This is a genomic window from Pseudoalteromonas sp. D15MCD-2 (assembly GCF_038562745.1).
GTDB lineage: Bacteria > Pseudomonadota > Gammaproteobacteria > Enterobacterales > Alteromonadaceae > Pseudoalteromonas.
This window is the reverse complement of the sequence record NZ_JBCFQE010000001.1, coordinates 2,344,123-2,361,945: the sequence shown is the minus strand read 5'-3', so window position 1 is coordinate 2,361,945 and position 17,823 is coordinate 2,344,123. Positions and strand designations below refer to the sequence as shown.

Genomic DNA, 17,823 nt, shown 5'->3' with positions numbered 1-17,823 from the left:
CCCTTTTTTTAGAGAGTAAACTCAAAAGCAGAGAGTCTTTGATAACAAATCAACAATGCAATTAGCCCAAAATAGCTAATTTGATAGCGCTTTGTATAAAATACCTCCGCAACGGATTGATATTTAGTCAGCTTGTTGAAATTTAAATCATTTAAATAAACTTAGATAAAAAACTGTTGACTTTATTTGGGGGGCTGCATAGAATGCGCCCCGCACTCAGCGATACACAACCAACATTAATTGGCGGTGTGTATGCAAGTCGGGGCTATAGCTCAGCTGGGAGAGCGCTTCGCTGGCAGCGAAGAGGTCTGCGGTTCGATCCCGCATAGCTCCACCAGATTTGCATAGTGTTTGTCCTAGGGTTGCAGTTTTCTGCGTCCCCATCGTCTAGAGGCCTAGGACACCGCCCTTTCACGGCGGTAACAGGGGTTCGAATCCCCTTGGGGACGCCACTTACTCTTAGTAAGTGAGCAATTGCCAAGAGAATAAATATGTTGGTCTCGAGTACTTACATGTTATTTTAGTAACCTTAACTCCGATATGAGTCAAACTATCATTTAATGTCCTAGTGACACATTATGTGTCCCCATCGTCTAGAGGCCTAGGACACCGCCCTTTCACGGCGGTAACAGGGGTTCGAATCCCCTTGGGGACGCCACTTAGTAAAAGTGTTGTGTTATTAAAAGCTCGTCTGAATCGAGTCTAACTATTCAGTTGTCCTAGTGACACATTATGTGTCCCCATCGTCTAGAGGCCTAGGACACCGCCCTTTCACGGCGGTAACAGGGGTTCGAATCCCCTTGGGGACGCCACTTAGTAAAAGTGTTGTGTTATTAAAAGCTCGTCTGAATCGAGTCTAACTATTCAGTTGTCCTAGTGACACAGAAACTTTCTGTTTAAGCTAAGGCCATTCGCCTCGCAGGCTCGGTCTCATCTTACGCAGAAATAGCAAATCATTGATTTGCAAAGCAATTTCTGCGTCCCCATCGTCTAGAGGCCTAGGACACCGCCCTTTCACGGCGGTAACAGGGGTTCGAATCCCCTTGGGGACGCCACTTATTCAAGTAGGTTATGTGTAGTAGGGCGGTGAACACCGCGCAATCTATGCACGACGTTATCAAGAGTACGAATCTCTTGGGGACGCCACTTACTTTAAGTGTTGTTTTATTAAGAACTCGTCTGAATCGAGTCTAACTATTCAGTTGTCCTAGTGACACATTATGTGTCCCCATCGTCTAGAGGCCTAGGACACCGCCCTTTCACGGCGGTAACAGGGGTTCGAATCCCCTTGGGGACGCCACTTACTTTAAGTGTTGTGTTATTAAGAGCTCGTCTGAATCGAGTCTAACTATTCAGTTGTCCTAGTGACACATTATGTGTCCCCATCGTCTAGAGGCCTAGGACACCGCCCTTTCACGGCGGTAACAGGGGTTCGAATCCCCTTGGGGACGCCACTTACTTTAAGTGTTGTGTTATTAAGAACTCGTCTGAATCGAGTCTAACTATTCAGTTGTCCTAGTGACACAGAAACTTTCTGTTTAAGCTAAGGCCATTCGCCTCGCAGGCTCGGTCTCATCTTACGCAGAAATAGCAAATCAGTGATTTGCAAACCAATTTCTGCGTCCCCATCGTCTAGAGGCCTAGGACACCGCCCTTTCACGGCGGTAACAGGGGTTCGAATCCCCTTGGGGACGCCACTTACTTTAAGTAAGTAATGTGTTGGAAAGACTATCTTTTAAATATCATTTCAAATATAACTAAGATTTTTCAACTTAAGATTCCTTATTCTCCATATATCTTTACGATATAGACTCCATATATTTCTAAAACTTTAATTCCTATAGATCACTTTTACAGATCATTTTAATACTTTATAGTATCTAGCAACTCATCAGCTAACCATAAGGAAATTAAAATGTTAGCTAAACGTGTTGTACTCATTCTAATTTCTTTAGTCATTACTGCTTGCTCAGACTCAAATGAGGGAGTAGCGCTAGGAACGCTTGAGCGTGAGCGTGTGATCCATCCTGCAACGACTAACGAAATACTGATCGATTTACCCGTTTCAGCAGGCCAGTTGGTCGAAAAAGGGCAGGTGATTGCAAGGTTCGATGCCGAACTACAACAAGCGATTGTTGCTAAAGCACAAGCTCAACTAGCTCAAGCCACTGCATTTCTTGAAAAAACCTTGAATGGTGCTCGCCCCGAAGAAGTTGCTGGTGCATCAGCCAAAGTAGCAGCAGCTAATGCTGCATATACGCAAAGCGAAGCTAATTTTCGCCGTGCAAAAACCTTAGTTAAAGATAAACTCGCAAGCCAAGAAACCTTAGACAGTGCAACCGCTGCACGCGATGAGACTTTCGCTAATTTAGAATCAGCAAAGCAGAACTTAAATGAATTAACAAATGGTTCTCGCGTTGAAGATATTAATAGTGCGAAAGCGCAAGTTCAGGCGGCAGAAGCAGAACTAAAAGTACAGCAAAAATACCTCTCAGATCTGACAATTAAAGCGATGCGTGCTGGCAGGGTCGATAACTTACCTTGGCACGTAGGTGAGCGAGTTACTAAAGGCAGCCCAGTCGTTATTATTCAAGCAAACAGCGCACCTTATGCGCGCGTATATATCCCTGAACCATATCGTGCCAAGCTCAATCAGGGCATGACACTTAAAGTTCGTGTCGATGGCATAGATAAAGATATTCAGGGTGAACTGACCTGGATTGCCTCAGAGCCTGCGTTCACGCCTTTTTATGCCCTTAATCAGGAAGAGCGTGCGAGATTAATGTACCTTGCTGAGGTAACACTACCGGTAAGTGAAAATAATTTACCGACAGGCGTACCTGCTCAAGTGATTATGCCATGACTGAATCGGTGATCCATGCCAAAGGTTTGGTAAAACAATTTGGCGATTTAAAAGCGATTGATAACCTTGATCTAGACGTTGAGCAAGGGCAAATTTATGGCTTTTTGGGCCCTAACGGCTGTGGTAAAACGACTGCAATCCGTATGCTTACGGGTTTATTGAAGCCAACCTCTGGTGATATCAATGTGCTTGGCTTGAGTCTGCCAAAAGATGCTGAAAAGCTCAGAACGCAACTTGGTTATATGACACAAAAGTTTTCACTTTATAGTGACCTGACCGTGCTTGAAAACCTAAAGTTCATGGCGGCGCTTTACCCGTTTAAAAAGCAACAAAAACAACAAAGAATTGACGAATTGCTCCATACCTATGGTCTTGATCAAAGAGTAGATCAAATGGCCGGAAGTATGAGTGGGGGCCAACGGCAGCGCTTAGCATTGGCTGCTGCAGTGATTAATAAACCGAAAATTTTATTTCTTGATGAACCAACATCGGCAGTCGATCCACAAAATCGCCGTGATTTTTGGGAAACACTGTTTGATTTAAGTAATGCCGGTACCACGATATTAGTCACCACCCATTACATGGATGAAGCTGAGCGTTGTCATCGTTTAGCCATTTTAGAATCTGGTATTAAACGCGCGGATGGCTCTCCAAAGCAATTAATGACAGACATGCACGCTCATGTTTTAGAAATCGCAGGGGCGCAAACCAGAGAATTAAAAAAACAGCTCGCAAAAATCGACCATGTTATCTCAGCCACTCAATTAGGTACACAGCTGCGAGTATTAGTAAAAAAAGGTGTTCAAGACCCCGTTGAGTTCATAAAACAGCAATCATTTTGTCAGGATACGTGGCAAGTAAATAGTGTGCGCCCAAGCCTTGAAGACGTGTTTGTCACCTGCACAGGGCAGGGCAGACAATGAGTATTATGACTTCATTAAGCCGGATAAAAGCAATTGTAAACAAAGAATTATTACAATTACGCCGCGATAGAATGACCTTTGCGATGGTGGTGATGATCCCCCTTATCCAACTGATTCTATTTGGTTACGCTATTAACACCAACGTTAAAGATATCCCTGTTGCAGTGGTCGATCATAGTCAAACTGCGCTCAGTCGCATTTTAGTACAAACAGTATCGGCGACAAATGTGGTTAAAGTGACGGATTATTACGACAGTATTGAACAGGCACAAACAGCAATCGCGAGCGCGAAAGTGCGGGCTGTGCTGTTTATACCCCACGATGTGGCAAACCGACTTGCCCAGCACCCAACAGTGGGTTTTGGTTTGCCTGATGGCAGTAATGAGTCGTTAGTCAGGCCAATTGCGCATTGGTTAGTTGATGGCTCCGATACAATGGTAGCGTCGAGCATAAAATCGCTGCGCAATATGCCGCTTGCAGAGCTTCTCGATAAGCCTGCGAATAGAACATACCCAACCTTTGAGACGACCTTATTTTATAACCCAGAGCAACGCTCTGCAGTGAATATTGTGCCAGGTTTAGCTGCTGTTATTTTAACCATGACGATGATTATGTTTACCTCTGCTGCCATTGTTAAAGAGCAAGAGCGAGGTAATATGGAGCTTTTAATCACCTTACCGTTAAGCTCACTTGAATTAATGATCGGTAAAGTGGTGCCTTATATCTTCATTGGTTTTATTCAGTTATTTATTATATTAGGTATGGGTAAGCTCTTGTTTCATATTCCTTTTGGAGGTGGTTTAGTCGCATTGGTTGTCGCAACCTTTGCGTTTATATGTGCCAGTTTAGTGCTTGGCTTAGTGCTTTCAACCATCGCTAAAAATCAGCTTCAAGCAATGCAAATGACAATTTTCATTCTGTTACCCTCGATATTATTATCAGGTTTTGTATTTCCTTATGAAGGCATGCCAAAGGCAGCGCAATGGCTTGCTGAGTGCTTACCCGCAACGCATTACCTAAGGTTAATACGTGGAATCGTGCTAAAAGATGTCAATCTAATAAGCATGAGCAGTGATTTACTTTGGCTGTTAGCCTTTACAATTTTGGGCTTGGCTGTGGCTGCATTTAGGTTTAAGAAAACCCTTGATTAGGCTGGGCAATTTAGGGCATATGTGCTTAACTAAAAAGTAATTTTAATTCATTTTGAGTAGACATTAGCGTGTGGCGAGTATTTTGGCTGGCGGTGCTATTAGTTACGTTTGATGGCTATGCAGCAACGATAAACCTAGCCCATACCATGAAGCATGAACATTTTAACCAATTGCTTAGTGAGTTTGCAGAGCAAAGCGGTTTAACGGTTAACTCTGTATTGGTTGACCAAAAGGCGCTAAAGGTAAGGTTGGTGCAAAATACTAGTACCAGCACCTCAACAGACGTTGTTATTGTACCCGCTGATCACTTAGGCCTTGATAAATATGCCAACTACAGCGTTATTCCACACTCACTCATAGCTGACACCACAGACAAGCGAACCTTAGAAACTGCAAAGCTCAACAATAAGCTCTTAGGTATACCCATCATTCAAGGGAATCACTTGTTACTTTTTTATAATAAGCAGTTTGTTAAACAACCAATAGAAAATTGGCAGGATATATACCAAATTCAACCAACACTGCCTGAAAAAGTGAAACTCGTTACATGGAGTTTTATGGAGATGTATTGGTTTATCCCGTTCTTATCGGCTTTTAATGGCGACCTAATTGTAGATAACCATGTTCAGCTAAATACACCGGCAATGCAATTGGCTCTCAAATTTGTTTGGGATTTAAATAAACAAAACCTGATTGATAGGCAGTGCGATTACACTTGCTCAAATAATGCATTTAAAGCGCAGCAAGCCGCTTTCACCATTGATGGTGCATGGGCATTAAAAACGTATGAAGAGGCATTGGGTAATAATTTAGGAATACAACAATTACCGAAACTCAATGGTGAGTATATGCAGCCTTACTACTCAACCTTTGTGCTGGCATTTCCAAACCATGCTTTAAATGGTGCAAATAAAGAGAGCTTGATCAAATTTGCTAAATTGGTTCAAGCGGAAAAATTCCAAACACTGGTTTGGCAAAAACTTCAAGATATCCCAGTTAACACTGAGGTTTTAAATAACCTAAAAGCACAACAAGGCACTGAGTTATCAACCTTAATTGATGCTATACAATTCACAAAACCTATGCCCTCTACCGCATCTATGATCATCGTATGGGAAGTATTAAATAAAGGATTTATTCGCTATGGCAGTGGTGCCTTAACTGCTGAGCAAGCGGGGCTTTTTATGCAAGGGTTGGCAGAGCGTTCGATTGCCAATGAAGGGGATGAATGAGTAGTCCACGCTTTAGCCGCGCCTTATTTATCAGTGTATTACTACTGGTCATTATTCCCCTACTGATCCTTGCAGGTTTGATGATTGGGCGTTTCTATTTAAGCTCAATTGACCAAGCAAATACGAGTTTGCAATGGCAAGCTAGAAATAATGCAGCCAGTCTTGAACAACTCTTATTTAAGCTTGAGAAAAATAGCCAATTACTAAGTAGCACTAAGGCGATAACTGAGTTGCCAAATAAAGTGGTGTACTCACAGTTCGCGCTTGTGCAGCTACAAGAGTTTGTTGCCCAAAATCCACAGATAAAAGCATCGATAGTAATTGATAATCAAGGCTTTATAGTTGAAGGTTACCCTATAACCTCTTTAAATTTGAACTATAAACTTACAAAAAGCATTCTCGACAGCGCCAAGACATCAACAGAGCAAAACACAGTTCAAATTATTGATAATCCACAAGTTACTGAGCTACTCGCACCTTTACAGGCAAAACAAAATGCTTTACTGGCAATTACATCTACATTGCTACATGAGCAAGATTCTCTCAGTGAGCCAATAATTAAAACGGGCGTGTTAGTGTCTTTTGTGCCTTTATCAGAGGCGTTAAAGTGGCTTGCAATACACAATGAGCAACCGGTATATCAAGCGGGTAAGCAGGTACAAATTACAGCACAAGATAACATTCTATATAGCGTGGGAGATGCTGGCGATAACGGCAAATTAATGGGGCAGGCCTCAATCAGTAATGTTTTTTTTGCAGGTAAGCCAACCAGTTTACAATTCCAAATTAATGAAGCAAAAACCACCTACACCAGCGCTGTAAAGCAAACGGCTATATTGGCAGGGTTGTTAATTGTAGGACTCTCTATTATTTCATTTATCTCAGTGCGTTGGTTGACGGCCCGTCTCCATAACCCACTAAATCGTATTACTGCTCTTAGCCGAGAATATGCATTAGGTAATTACAAACAAGATACCGACGATTTTCATTATCAAGAGTTTAAAGATATTGCAGATTCCCTCAGCAGCATGGCTGATACCATTGATATACAAATTACTTCATTGCAATTAGAAAAACTTCGCGCTGAGCGCTCTGAGCAAGTTAAAAGCCAATTCTTAGCTAATATGAGCCATGAAATACGCACACCAATGAATGGTATTGTGGGCTTTTTGCAGCTACTCAATAAAAGCACGCTAACACAAGAGCAAGCAGAGTTTGTAAGGCAAATTAATAACTGTAGTGATGTGTTATTAACCGTGATTAACGATATTCTCGACTTTTCAAAAATAGAGGCCAATAAAATAGAGCTCGAGTCGCGACAATGTGATTTAGTCGCGCTTTGCCATGACCTAATCTTACTATTTAAACCGAGTTGTGATGCTAAAGGGGTTGGCTGCCGGCTTGAGGTCTCCTCATTACAATCGCTGAATGTAGAATGTGATGAAATACGTGTTAAACAAGTGCTGATTAACTTGCTCTCTAACGCCGTTAAGTTTACCAATCAAGGAGAGATCATTCTTTCGCTTACTCTGCAAAGCCGAGATGAACACCAGACAGCCGTCGTGTTATCGGTAAAAGATACAGGCATAGGTATCGCTGAAGATAAAATAACGGCCCTGTTTAATCCCTTTGTTCAAGCGCAAAGTAGCACCACTCGTGAATATGGAGGGACCGGTCTTGGGCTTGCCATCAGTAAGGGGATGATTGATTTGATGGGAGGCACTATTGCTATCGACAGTGAGTTTGGAAAAGGGACCGAGTTTACCATTAATGTTAATTTTAAATCACTAAACCCACAGGACGCTAGCGCAAAAGTACACCAATCAGATGAAGACACTCAGTTCGATTTTAAAGCCGTCGATAAGCCAATATTAATTGCCGAAGATAACCCGATTAACCAAATTGTAATCACTAAGTATTTAACTCAATTAGGTCTAAATTATGAACTGGCAGAAAATGGACAAATTGCCTGTGAGAAAACCCTAACACAAGATTACGCACTGATTTTAATGGATATTCAAATGCCAGTGATGGATGGATTGACTGCCAGTGAAAACTTACTTGCAAGGCCAGATTTTGATACGCCGATTATTGCAGTCAGTGCTAATGCAATGAAAGACGACATCGAAACAAGCGCAAAAATTGGTATCAATGACCATATTGCAAAGCCAATTAATTTTGTTGAACTTGAAAAAGCGCTAGCAAAGTGGCTATCTCAGCAATCGCCGAAATAGCCGGTATGAATCAAAAAGTGGTGTTATCTTTTTTCTGAATTAACTCAATCGCATAACCATCTGGGTCTTTAACAAATGCTATTTCAGTTGTGCCGCCTTTTACAGGACCCGGCTCACGACTCACATTACCGCCAGCAGCTTTAATGTCTTCGCAGGCTTTATAAATATCATCAAACTCGATAGCAATATGACCGTATGCATTACCCAAATCATAGCTGTCAGTATCCCAGTTATAAGTAAGCTCAAGCACGGTCGAATCTTTTTCGTCACCATAACCGACAAAAGCAAGGGTGTAGCGGTACTCTTCGTTGTCTGCACGGCGCAGCTCTTTCATACCTAATACCTGCGTATAAAATTCAATTGATTTATCTAAATCAGCAACGCGAAGCATTGTGTGTAATAAGCGCATTTAAGCATCCTCTTTTTTGTCTTTAAATTTGCACAATTCTAATAGCGCAGGAAGGCTGCGCATTAAAATTATTAAACATGGATTATAAGTTATTTCGATTACTTGCACAGCAAGATTGAGATAAAGCGTAAAGACTATGCTGTTAAATTAATAATTAAGCTTATGATTTGGAAATATAATCAGGCCCTTGCTATTTTGCAATAGGATAGAGTACTACAACACCTTTGTCGCAGACAGTTGAAATTACACCTTCTTACTGTAAAGGTAATAGGTGAATAACATAAAACTTGAAAAATAGGCTGACAAAGCATTCAAGACATAAATAGCAACGCTCTATTATCAAGCCCGATAAAGCTAAGCCTCCGAGGGAGAATAAAACATGGCGTATGTTGCCAATTTCAAAACTGTAGTCATCTCTACATTGTTTGCGTTTTGTACAAATGCGGTTAATGCAGATGAAACTTCAGAATCAAACAACAGTAAGAAGCCGATACCCGAAGCCACTAAATTTGTGACCCATCATAAAGGTACTTTTAATGACAAAAGGATGAAATACAAAGCTGTAGCCGGTGAAACCTATTTATTAAACAAAAACGAAGAGCCAACTGCTGCTATTTTTTCGTTTGATTACATAGCTGCAAGCGATAATAAAAACAGACCAGTCACATTTATCTGGAATGGTGGCCCAGGCTCATCGTCTAATTGGTTACATATGGGCGCCTATGGTCCTAAACGAGTTGTTGTACCAAGCGATGCTTCACATCCAGGAATGGCTCCTTACGAATTAAAAGATGCGCCTGAGACGATACTTGATGTAACTGATATGGTGTTTGTGGACCCTGTTGGTACAGGTTACTCGCGTGCCTTAGGCAACACTGACAGCAAAGCCTTTTGGAGCTTAAATCAAGATGCAGCCTCTATCGCTGATTTTATTGCCCAGTGGCTAACAAAAGAAAATCGCTGGAATGCACCAGTATTTTTATTGGGTGAGAGCTATGGGACAACTCGAGCAGCAGCGGTTTCTAAAGTACTGATGGATAAACACCTGATTAATGTAAATGGCATTATTTTTGTGTCACAAGCTTTAGACTATCAAGGTTCAAGCCCTTATGTTGATGACAACATTATTTCTTATATCACTTACATACCCACACTTGCTGCAACCGCTTGGTATCATAAAAAAGTAGATACATCTGGAGATTTTGAAGCGTTTATTGATGCGAGCCGACAATTTGCAGTTGATGAATTATTACCAGCCTTATTTAAGGGTAATGCGCTTAGTAAAGCTGACAGGAAGCGAATTGTTGACAGCCTTCACCGTTATACAGGGCTAAGCAAACAATATATTGAGCAGGTTGATTTACGCATTAACGCCTTTAGATTTGCAAAAGAGTTATTGCGTGATGAGGGTGTCGCAGTAGGCTTTCTTGATGGACGTTATAAGCTTGATGAACGAGACGATTTAACAGCAGCTCCTAAGCAAGATGCGTCAAAAGTGATAGGGCCAGCATATAAAGCGGCACTGATGAAATATATGCGCGCAGATTTAAACGTACAGTGGAAAAGAAAATACTTAAACCCTGGCGATCCTGAGTTATCAGATAACTGGCGCTGGCGCACTGCTCCTGATGGACAAGGCTGGGAGCCAAGATACGTTAATACAGCGCCAGATTTATCTTATGTGCTTCGCAGCAATCCGCAAATGAAAGTGATGGTCGCCTCTGGTTATTACGATATTGTTACGCCATTTTTTGATGCTGAATACACCTTAAATAGACACGGTATATACGCTGATAAAATTGATTATCACTATTATCACGGCGGTCACATGATGTATGTCCACGAACCAGCAAGAGTGGCACTGTTAAGAGATACGCGAGAATTTATTAAAAAGCAGGTAAGCCAAAACCCACGATAATGGCTAGGAACATTGTGCCAAACCTAGTGTTTGGCACAATAAGCAAAATGAACTTACTGAGGTGATAGAAAAAGGTGAGCAACTTCACCTTAAAATTGTTAGCTTTAGAATAGACTTTAACTACTCAGTCTTTTCCTTAAACTCACACAAATCTTCGATAATACAGCTGCCGCATTTAGGTTTACGAGCCGTGCACACATAGCGGCCATGCAGGATTAACCAGTGGTGTACATCGACTTTAAACTCTTTAGGTACCACTTTTTCTAATTTTTGTTCTACAGCAACTACATCTTTACCCATAGCAAACTTAGTGCGGTTAGATACGCGGAAAATATGCGTATCAACTGCAATTGTCGGCCAGCCAAAGGCACAGTTTAAAACAACATTCGCGGTCTTTCTGCCAACCCCCGGTAATGCTTCGAGCGCTTCACGATTCTCTGGTACTTCTGAGTTATGTTTATTGACCAGAATCTCACACATTTTATAGACATTATTGGCTTTAGAATTAAACAAACCAATGGTCTTGATGTAATCGCGAAGGCCTTCAAGGCCTAAATCAAGAATCGCTTGAGGCGTGTTAGCAACAGGGAATAGCTTACGGGTTGCTTTATTAACACCCACATCTGTAGCTTGTGCTGATAAGGTAACCGCAACTAATAATTCAAACGGGCTTGAGTATTCAAGCTCTGTTTCTGGGTGCGGGTTTTGCTCACGTAAACGAGATAAGATCTCATAGCGCTTTTCTTTATTCATGGTGGCGTAAAGCACGCAGTGACGGTGCGTGCTCTCCTTTAAGTTAAACTTGTCACTCGGGCTCTAGGGCCTTTTTCTGCTTCTGGAGTAACAACTTGCTTAGATTTTATTTGTGTATCAATGACATTTTTTGCAGCAATCAATAAACCAAGCCCTAAAAAGGCACCCGGTGGTAAAATTGCCAATAAAAATTGGTTATCAAAACTAAATACTTCAATTCGAAGTGCAGCAGCCCATGGGCCTAATAATAAATCGGCGCCATCAAATAGCGTACCTTGACCAATAAGCTCTCGCATTGCCCCTAGCACCACTAAAACTAACATAAAGCCAAGTCCCATCATCAGGCCGTCAAAGGCTGAAAGTGGCACGGTATTTTTAGAAGCGAATGCTTCTGCGCGACCGATAATGGCACAGTTGGTAACAATCAGTGGAATAAAAATCCCCAGTGATTGATAAAGCCCAAATGTATAGGCATTCATCATTAGCTGCACGATGGTTACAAAGCCTGCGATGATCATCACAAAAACAGGAATACGAATATCTTTAGGTACCCAGTTACGCACAATCGATACGGTGACGTTAGAACCAACCAGAACCAATAAAGTTGCTAAACCTAGGCCTAATGCATTGGTAATCGTAGAGGTAACGGCAAGTAGTGGGCACAAGCCTAATAACTGCACAAGGGCAGGGTTATTGGCCCACATGCCATCTTTAAATAAAGTTTTAACTTGGCTCATTACTTGGCTCCTTGACAGATGTTTGGCGCAGCAAACAAGTTATCAAATTCAGCTTGGGCAAACAGCACAGCTTGTTTTACTGAGCCGACAACGGCACGCGGTGTAATGGTTGCGCCAGTAAACTGATCAAATTGGCCACCATCTTTTTTAACAGCCCAGCGGCTATCATCTTCACCCAGTACATTTTGGCCTTTGAAAAGGGTGATCCAGTCTGATTTTTTGACCTCAACTTTATCGCCAAGGCCTGGTGTTTCTTCGTGCTTAGTGACACGAACACCCGCTATTTCACCATTGGCAAAAACCGCAGTTAATAAGTTGATATCGCCACTATAACCACTTGGTGTTACATGACGCATCACTAAAGCGTAAGGCTTATTGTCTTTGTAAGCACGATAAATAACTTGCTCTGGGCGTGGACCTAAGCGCTCATCGGTGATCACGACACAATCTTTGTATAGTTGATTGTCATAATGATGGGCATCAAGTACTTGTTGAAGTTGCTCTGCAAGTTGTTGCTTTTCTTGGTCTTCAATACGCTCAGCAGTCAGGCTATGAGTCAGGGCCACAGTGCCTGTGGTAATGAGCGCAAATGCTGTAAGAATAGCGCCGTTTTTAGTCATTGAGGAAAGGATCATTATTTCACCCCATGGCCGTAAGTACGTGGTTTCGTGTAGTAATCAATTAAAGGTACCGCCATATTTAACAGCAATACACTAAATGCCACAGCATCAGGATAACCACCGAAAGTACGAATTAAGTAAACAAGTAGACCAATTAACGCACCGTAAATTAAACGGCCTCTATTCGTTGTTGATGCAGAAACTGGATCGGTAGCAATAAAGAATGCCCCTAACATGGTTGCACCACTGAATAAATGAAATACCACGCCTGGCTCTGTGCCAGGAGCTGCAATATAACCAATACCACTGCACACGGCCAATGAGGCTAAAAAGCTAACAGGGATATGCCAATTAATGATTTTAGCTTTTAATAAATAAAGCCCCCCGATTAAAAAGCCGAGGTTAACCCAGCCCCAACCAAGGCCAAACCAGTCATTAAAAAGAGGCTTACTCATGCTCTCAGCCACCGTTAGGTGATGGGCGACATCTGTTTTAACGGTATCAAGCGGCGTTGCCATGGTTGTGCCATCAATCGCTACACGTAACTGATCGACACTAAATCCAGCGCTGGTAAAGCCATTGAAAATAACAGACAGTTGCTGTGAGAAGCTTATCGGAGATGCAATTAAATCATTAACAGGTAACCAGCTTGTCATTTGCACCGGAAACGATACAAGTAGTAATACATAAGCTGCCATAGCAGGGTTAAATAAATTAAAGCCAAGGCCGCCATAAAGCTGCTTTACAATAACAATTGCAAACAAACAGCCAATTACGATAATCCACCAAGGCGCTAAAGGCGGAATACTCAACGCCAGTAATACGCCTGTTAACCACGCACTACCATCACTGAGTGTTGGCCAAACTTTGCGTTTACGAAGCATCAATACAGCGGCTTCACAGGCGCTAACTGTAATTAGCGCGAGAACAAGCTGAATTAAAACAGCGCTACCAAAAAAGAAAACTTGCGCGATTAAGCCTGGAATACACGCAGCAATCACTGTCATCATTAATCGGCTTAATGATTTATGGCTATGATTATGCGGCGAACTCGCCATGGTTAGTTTCATGACTTATCGTTTCCTTCTTGTTGTAACTTTTTCGCTTTAGCTCTTGCAATGGCACGAGCGACCGCTGCTTTTTTCTTATCTTCGCTAGACTCAGGTTCATCAACCTGCGGTTTTAAATCATCCGTATCGCTAGAATCATCAAGTTGTTCTGATGATTCGTCACTCTGCGCTTGCTCTTTAGCGGCCTTTTTCGCTTTGGCGCGAGCGATAGCGGCAGCAACAGCGGCTTTTTTCTTATCTTCGTTAGATTCAGGTGCGTCAGCCTGTGGCTTGGCATCAGCCTCATCATTTGAATCATTTATTTGCTCTGAAGAATCGTCACTCTGTGCTTGCTCTTTAGCGGCTTTTTTCGCTTTGGCGCGAGCGATAGCGGCAGCAACGGCGGCTTTTTTCTTATCTTCGTTAGATTCAGGAGCGTTAGCTTGTGGCTGGGCATCTGCCTCAGCACTTGAATCATTAGTTTGCTGTGAAGAGTCGTCACTCTGCGCTTGCTCTTTAGCTGCTTTTTTGGCTTTAGCACGGGCGATAGCAGCTGCAACAGCAGCTTTTTTGTCATCAACTGGCGCGCTATTTTCTTCAGCTTCAGTTTGATTCTCAGCAGCTTGTGCTGATTTTTTCGCTTTAGCACGGGCGATAGCAGCGGCAACAGCAGCTTTTTTGTCATCAACAGGCGCGCTATCTTCTTCAGCTTCAGTTTGATTCTCAGCAGCTTGCGCTGCTTTTTTCGCTTTAGCACGAGCGATTGCAGCAGCAACAGCAGCTTTTTTGTCATCTACTGGTGCGCTATCTTCTTCAGCTTCAGTTTGATTTTCAGCAGCTTGCGCTGCTTTTTTCGCTTTAGCGCGAGCGATAGCAGCTGCAACAGCAGCTTTTTGGTCATCTTTTGGCGCAGCGTCAGTTTCAGCAGAAGCGTTTTCTTCTGTAGCTTGTGCGGCTTTTTTCGCTTTAGCGCGGGCAATAGCGGCAGCAACAGCAGACTTTTTATCGTCTTTATCGACGCCTTCTTCACCTTGCTCTAGTGCTTTTTGCTCTTTGTATTTACGTGCTTGTTCTTTACGCGCTGCACGCTCTTTAGCTACTTCAGAGTTATCAGGCTCAAGCTCAGCACCTTGCTTTTTCGCTTTCGCACGGGCAATAGCTGCAGCGACAGCTGACTTACTGTCTTTATCATCAGATTTAGATTTAACACGCGCGAGTGCATCGGCCACTTTTTGTTTTTCGCCATCTGACTTAGCGGCCGGCTTACGTTTATGGCGGTTTTGACGCTCTTCTTGTTCGCGCTCTAAGCGCTCTTTACGTGCTTCAAAACGCTCTTTTGCTCGCTCTGCTTTGATTTGCTCTGCTTGCTGCTCTTTGATTTCAGCTTTAGCAACACGATAGTACTGCACCAAGGGTATTTCGCTTGGGCAAACATAAGCACAGGCGCCACATTCAATACAATCGAATAAATTGTGCTCGTTGAGTTTGTCGTATTCTTTAGACTTAGCAAACCATTGTAATTGCTGAGGTAACAATGAAGCAGGGCAGGCGTCAGCACAGGCACTACAACGAATACAGGCTTTTTCATCACCCGGCTCAGCAAGCTCTTGGTGATCTGGCGCTAAAATACAGTTCGTCGTTTTAACCACACCAATACGCACGGTTGGTAAGGTAAAGCCCATCATTGGACCGCCCATAACTACACGTTGCTGTGGAACCGGAGAAAAGCCTTGGCAGTCTAATAAATGTTTAATTTCAGTGCCTAGTAAAGCCCACACATTACCTTGTTTATGGATGGTGTTACCGGTTACCGTTACTACACGCTCTATAAGAGGTTTACCTTCATGTACGGCTTGATTTACCGCAAACAAAGTACCGACATTTTGCACCAACATACCAATATCGGCAGGAATACTGCCACTAGGGACCTCTTTGCCTGTTAGCAATTTAATTAGCTGTTTTTCACCGCCAGAAGGGTAAACCGTTGGTACTGTTTGCACTATGATGCTGTCGTTATGTTGTGCTGCGAGTTTCATGGCAGCAATAGCATCGGGCTTATTATCTTCAATACCAATAATTGTCAGCTGTGGACTTAACAGCTGCTGCATTAATTCAATACCGGCAATTATGCCATCGGCATGTTCGCGCATTAGCATGTCATCAGCTGTGATATAAGGCTCACACTCAACAGCATTAACAATTAAAAACTCAATGGCTTTACGGGTATCTGCTTTTACATAAGTTGGGAAGCCAGCACCGCCCATACCTGCAATACCACTTTGATGAATAATATCGACAAGCTCATCATGGGAAAGTGCTTTAGCATCAGGCACAGGGTTAAGCTCGCACCAGTTATCTTCACCATCAGGTTCAATAATTACGCTAAGCTCAGGCAGTGCTGAAGGATGAGCAGAAGGCATTGGGCAAATATCGCTGATCAACCCTGATGTTGGCGCGTGCACAGGCACTGACCAATTGCCGCTTGGCTTAGTTAATGCTTGACCTTTTAGAACCTGCTGGCCTTTTTCAACAATAAGTTTGCCGTTAGCACCAATATGTTGCTTTAGTGATACAACGAGCTTGTCTGGTAGTGGCAGTCTTGCAATGGCTTGTGTTGTTGATTGCAGCTTTTGACCTGGTGGGTGAACGCCTCCAGGTATAGACCACACTTTGCCTTGTTTAATTTGATCTATTAATTTTTCCATCTGTGCTCCTAATCTACCTGAGTCACAGGGATTGCGTTTAATTGCCATTTCCAGGTTTGTTTGGTTTCTTTTACAGGCAGCATATCAATACAGTCTACAGGGCATGGTTCAACACATAAGTCACAACCGGTACATTCATCAATTAATACAGTGTGCATTTGGCGGGTTGCGCCAACGATGGCATCAACAGGGCAGGCTTGAATACATTTGGTGCAGCCAATACATTCATCTTCACGAATATAGGCAACGGTTTTAACTGGATCTGCTTGCTCACCGCCAGCCAGCGGTTTTGCTTCAACACCCATTAAATCAGCGAGTTTTTTTACCGTGGCTTCGCCGCCTGGTGGGCACTTATTGATTTCGTCACCATTGGCAATTGCTTCTGCATAGGGACGACAGCCAGGGTAGCCACATTGGCCACACTGTGTTTGCGGTAAAATGGTATCAATTTGGTCAACAATAGGGTTGCTCTCAACGCGAAAACGAACGGCGGCAAAACCTAAAATTAATCCAAATATTAGCGCTAATGAACCTAACGCTATCAAAGCATAAAACAAGGTCATATTAAAACTTCACTAATCCTGTAAAACCCATAAAGGCCATCGACATAAGGCCTGCGGTGATCATCGCAATTGAAGCACCTTTAAAAGGAGCAGGGACATCAGCCGCAGCTAAACGCTCACGTAATGCGGCAAACAGTATTAACACCATAGAGAAGCCCACTGCGGCACCAAAGCCGTACACAGCCGATTGTAAGAATGAATGGTCTTCTTTGATATTAAGTAGGGCAACACCTAATACAGCACAGTTAGTGGTGATAAGTGGTAAGAAAATCCCTAATAAGCGATAGAGTGTCGGGCTGGTTTTTCTCACCACCATTTCGGTAAATTGCACGACAACAGCGATAACCAAAATAAAACTCATGGTACGCAAAAATTCGATATCCAGCGGGATCAAAATATAATGATTCACCAGATAACTGGTCACGGAGGCAAGTGTAAGTACAAAGGTTGTGGCTAAAGACATACCAATCGCGGTATCTAACTTACCCGATACACCCATAAACGGGCATAAACCTAAGAATTGAACTAAAACGAAGTTGTTGACTAGCACAGTGCCAATCAATAACAAGACATATTCTGTCATGCGTGCCTCACGAGAATAAAAACGGCTCTATTATCCTTTTTTATGGGGGCTGACACAACACATGAGGGACGAATAGCTAAAAT

The 17,823-nt window shown here is 42.7% G+C and carries 14 protein-coding genes and 8 tRNA genes; 14 read left to right on the top strand and 8 right to left on the bottom strand.

Features of this window, described 5'->3' with window-relative positions:
• Positions 1-261: 261 nt before the first annotated feature.
• The 13 genes from AADY36_RS10785 (at position 262) to AADY36_RS10725 (ending at position 8,403) form a co-directional block, all read left to right on the top strand.
• Positions 262-337: transfer RNA gene (locus tag AADY36_RS10785), tRNA-Ala, on the top strand.
• Positions 338-376: 39 nt separating this feature from the next.
• A tRNA-Glu gene (locus AADY36_RS10780) sits at positions 377-452 on the top strand.
• Positions 453-582: 130 nt separating this feature from the next.
• A tRNA-Glu gene (locus AADY36_RS10775) sits at positions 583-658 on the top strand.
• A 78-nt stretch (positions 659-736) separates the two neighbouring features.
• Positions 737-812: transfer RNA gene (locus AADY36_RS10770), tRNA-Glu, on the top strand.
• A 167-nt stretch (positions 813-979) separates the two neighbouring features.
• A tRNA-Glu gene (locus tag AADY36_RS10765) sits at positions 980-1,055 on the top strand.
• A gap of 169 nt (positions 1,056-1,224) precedes the next feature.
• Positions 1,225-1,300, top strand: a tRNA-Glu gene (locus tag AADY36_RS10760).
• Positions 1,301-1,378: 78 nt separating this feature from the next.
• Positions 1,379-1,454 (top strand) — tRNA-Glu (locus tag AADY36_RS10755).
• A 167-nt stretch (positions 1,455-1,621) separates the two neighbouring features.
• Positions 1,622-1,697, top strand: a tRNA-Glu gene (locus tag AADY36_RS10750).
• A gap of 218 nt (positions 1,698-1,915) precedes the next feature.
• Positions 1,916-2,863, top strand: a complete 948-nt coding sequence (locus AADY36_RS10745) for an HlyD family secretion protein (RefSeq protein ID WP_054563634.1) — start codon at positions 1,916-1,918, stop codon at positions 2,861-2,863.
• Positions 2,860-3,786 (top strand): ABC transporter ATP-binding protein, encoded by a 927-nt coding sequence (locus tag AADY36_RS10740; protein WP_342408969.1) that lies wholly within the window; start codon positions 2,860-2,862, stop codon positions 3,784-3,786. The genes AADY36_RS10745 and AADY36_RS10740 overlap by 4 nt, the downstream gene beginning before the upstream one ends.
• Before the next feature lie 5 nt (positions 3,787-3,791).
• On the top strand, positions 3,792-4,937 hold the full coding sequence (locus AADY36_RS10735; RefSeq protein ID WP_054563664.1) for an ABC transporter permease: 1,146 nt from the start codon (positions 3,792-3,794) through the stop codon (positions 4,935-4,937).
• A 68-nt stretch (positions 4,938-5,005) separates the two neighbouring features.
• Positions 5,006-6,169 carry a sugar ABC transporter substrate-binding protein gene (locus AADY36_RS10730; protein ID WP_342408968.1) on the top strand — a complete coding sequence of 388 codons (1,164 nt, stop codon included), beginning with the start codon at positions 5,006-5,008 and terminating at the stop codon, positions 6,167-6,169.
• Entirely contained in the window at positions 6,166-8,403 is a 2,238-nt protein-coding gene (locus AADY36_RS10725) for an ATP-binding protein (protein WP_342408967.1), read from the top strand. The genes AADY36_RS10730 and AADY36_RS10725 overlap by 4 nt, the downstream gene beginning before the upstream one ends.
• A 10-nt stretch (positions 8,404-8,413) precedes the next feature.
• On the opposite strand, the gene gloA is transcribed toward AADY36_RS10725, so the two are convergent.
• The gene (gene gloA, locus AADY36_RS10720; protein WP_055021479.1) at positions 8,414-8,812 is read right to left on the bottom strand and encodes a lactoylglutathione lyase; all 399 of its coding nucleotides are present in this window, start codon (positions 8,810-8,812) and stop codon (positions 8,414-8,416) included.
• A gap of 379 nt (positions 8,813-9,191) precedes the next feature.
• Between gloA and AADY36_RS10715 the strand changes: the two genes are divergently transcribed.
• The gene (locus tag AADY36_RS10715) at positions 9,192-10,730 is read left to right on the top strand and encodes a S10 family peptidase (protein ID WP_342408966.1); all 1,539 of its coding nucleotides are present in this window, start codon (positions 9,192-9,194) and stop codon (positions 10,728-10,730) included.
• 120 nt (positions 10,731-10,850) lie between these two features.
• Here the strand turns inward: AADY36_RS10715 and nth are convergent, their stop codons facing one another.
• Genes nth through rsxA form a run of 7 tightly spaced genes read right to left on the bottom strand, consistent with a single transcriptional unit; the run spans position 10,851 to position 17,740 of the window.
• A complete protein-coding gene (gene nth, locus AADY36_RS10710) occupies positions 10,851-11,483 on the bottom strand; it encodes an endonuclease III (RefSeq protein ID WP_054553695.1) in 633 nt (210 codons plus the stop codon).
• 38 nt (positions 11,484-11,521) lie between these two features.
• Positions 11,522-12,220 carry an electron transport complex subunit E gene (locus AADY36_RS10705; protein ID WP_054553694.1) on the bottom strand — a complete coding sequence of 233 codons (699 nt, stop codon included), beginning with the start codon at positions 12,218-12,220 and terminating at the stop codon, positions 11,522-11,524.
• Positions 12,220-12,855, bottom strand: a complete 636-nt coding sequence (rsxG, locus tag AADY36_RS10700) for an electron transport complex subunit RsxG (RefSeq protein WP_055021481.1) — start codon at positions 12,853-12,855, stop codon at positions 12,220-12,222. Before rsxG ends, AADY36_RS10705 begins: the two co-directional genes overlap by 1 nt.
• On the bottom strand, positions 12,855-13,910 hold the full coding sequence (gene rsxD, locus AADY36_RS10695) for an electron transport complex subunit RsxD (protein ID WP_055021482.1): 1,056 nt from the start codon (positions 13,908-13,910) through the stop codon (positions 12,855-12,857). Before rsxD ends, rsxG begins: the two co-directional genes overlap by 1 nt.
• Complete coding sequence (rsxC, locus tag AADY36_RS10690) at positions 13,907-16,594, bottom strand: electron transport complex subunit RsxC (RefSeq protein WP_342408965.1); 2,688 nt, start codon at positions 16,592-16,594, stop codon at positions 13,907-13,909. The genes rsxD and rsxC overlap by 4 nt, the downstream gene beginning before the upstream one ends.
• 8 nt (positions 16,595-16,602) lie before the next feature.
• A complete protein-coding gene (rsxB, locus tag AADY36_RS10685) occupies positions 16,603-17,157 on the bottom strand; it encodes an electron transport complex subunit RsxB (RefSeq protein ID WP_054563643.1) in 555 nt (184 codons plus the stop codon).
• Position 17,158: 1 nt separating this feature from the next.
• A complete protein-coding gene (rsxA, locus tag AADY36_RS10680; protein WP_054553689.1) occupies positions 17,159-17,740 on the bottom strand; it encodes an electron transport complex subunit RsxA in 582 nt (193 codons plus the stop codon).
• Between the last annotated feature and the right edge of the window lie 83 nt (positions 17,741-17,823).

Bases quoted from the DNA above. Each gene is read 5' to 3' on its own strand.
- AADY36_RS10745 (WP_054563634.1), top strand. From the start codon at position 1,916: ATGTTAGCTAAACGTGTTGTACTCATTCTAATTTCTTTAGTCATTACT.
- AADY36_RS10740 (WP_342408969.1), top strand. From the start codon at position 2,860: ATGACTGAATCGGTGATCCATGCCAAAGGTTTGGTAAAACAATTTGGC.
- AADY36_RS10735 (WP_054563664.1), top strand. From the start codon at position 3,792: ATGACTTCATTAAGCCGGATAAAAGCAATTGTAAACAAAGAATTATTA.
- AADY36_RS10725 (WP_342408967.1), top strand. From the start codon at position 6,166: ATGAGTAGTCCACGCTTTAGCCGCGCCTTATTTATCAGTGTATTACTA.
- gloA (WP_055021479.1), bottom strand. From the start codon at position 8,812: ATGCGCTTATTACACACAATGCTTCGCGTTGCTGATTTAGATAAATCA.
- AADY36_RS10715 (WP_342408966.1), top strand. From the start codon at position 9,192: ATGGCGTATGTTGCCAATTTCAAAACTGTAGTCATCTCTACATTGTTT.
- nth (WP_054553695.1), bottom strand. From the start codon at position 11,483: ATGAATAAAGAAAAGCGCTATGAGATCTTATCTCGTTTACGTGAGCAA.
- AADY36_RS10705 (WP_054553694.1), bottom strand. From the start codon at position 12,220: ATGAGCCAAGTTAAAACTTTATTTAAAGATGGCATGTGGGCCAATAAC.
- rsxG (WP_055021481.1), bottom strand. From the start codon at position 12,855: ATGATCCTTTCCTCAATGACTAAAAACGGCGCTATTCTTACAGCATTT.
- rsxD (WP_055021482.1), bottom strand. From the start codon at position 13,910: ATGAAACTAACCATGGCGAGTTCGCCGCATAATCATAGCCATAAATCA.
- rsxC (WP_342408965.1), bottom strand. From the start codon at position 16,594: ATGGAAAAATTAATAGATCAAATTAAACAAGGCAAAGTGTGGTCTATA.
- rsxB (WP_054563643.1), bottom strand. From the start codon at position 17,157: ATGACCTTGTTTTATGCTTTGATAGCGTTAGGTTCATTAGCGCTAATA.
- rsxA (WP_054553689.1), bottom strand. From the start codon at position 17,740: ATGACAGAATATGTCTTGTTATTGATTGGCACTGTGCTAGTCAACAAC.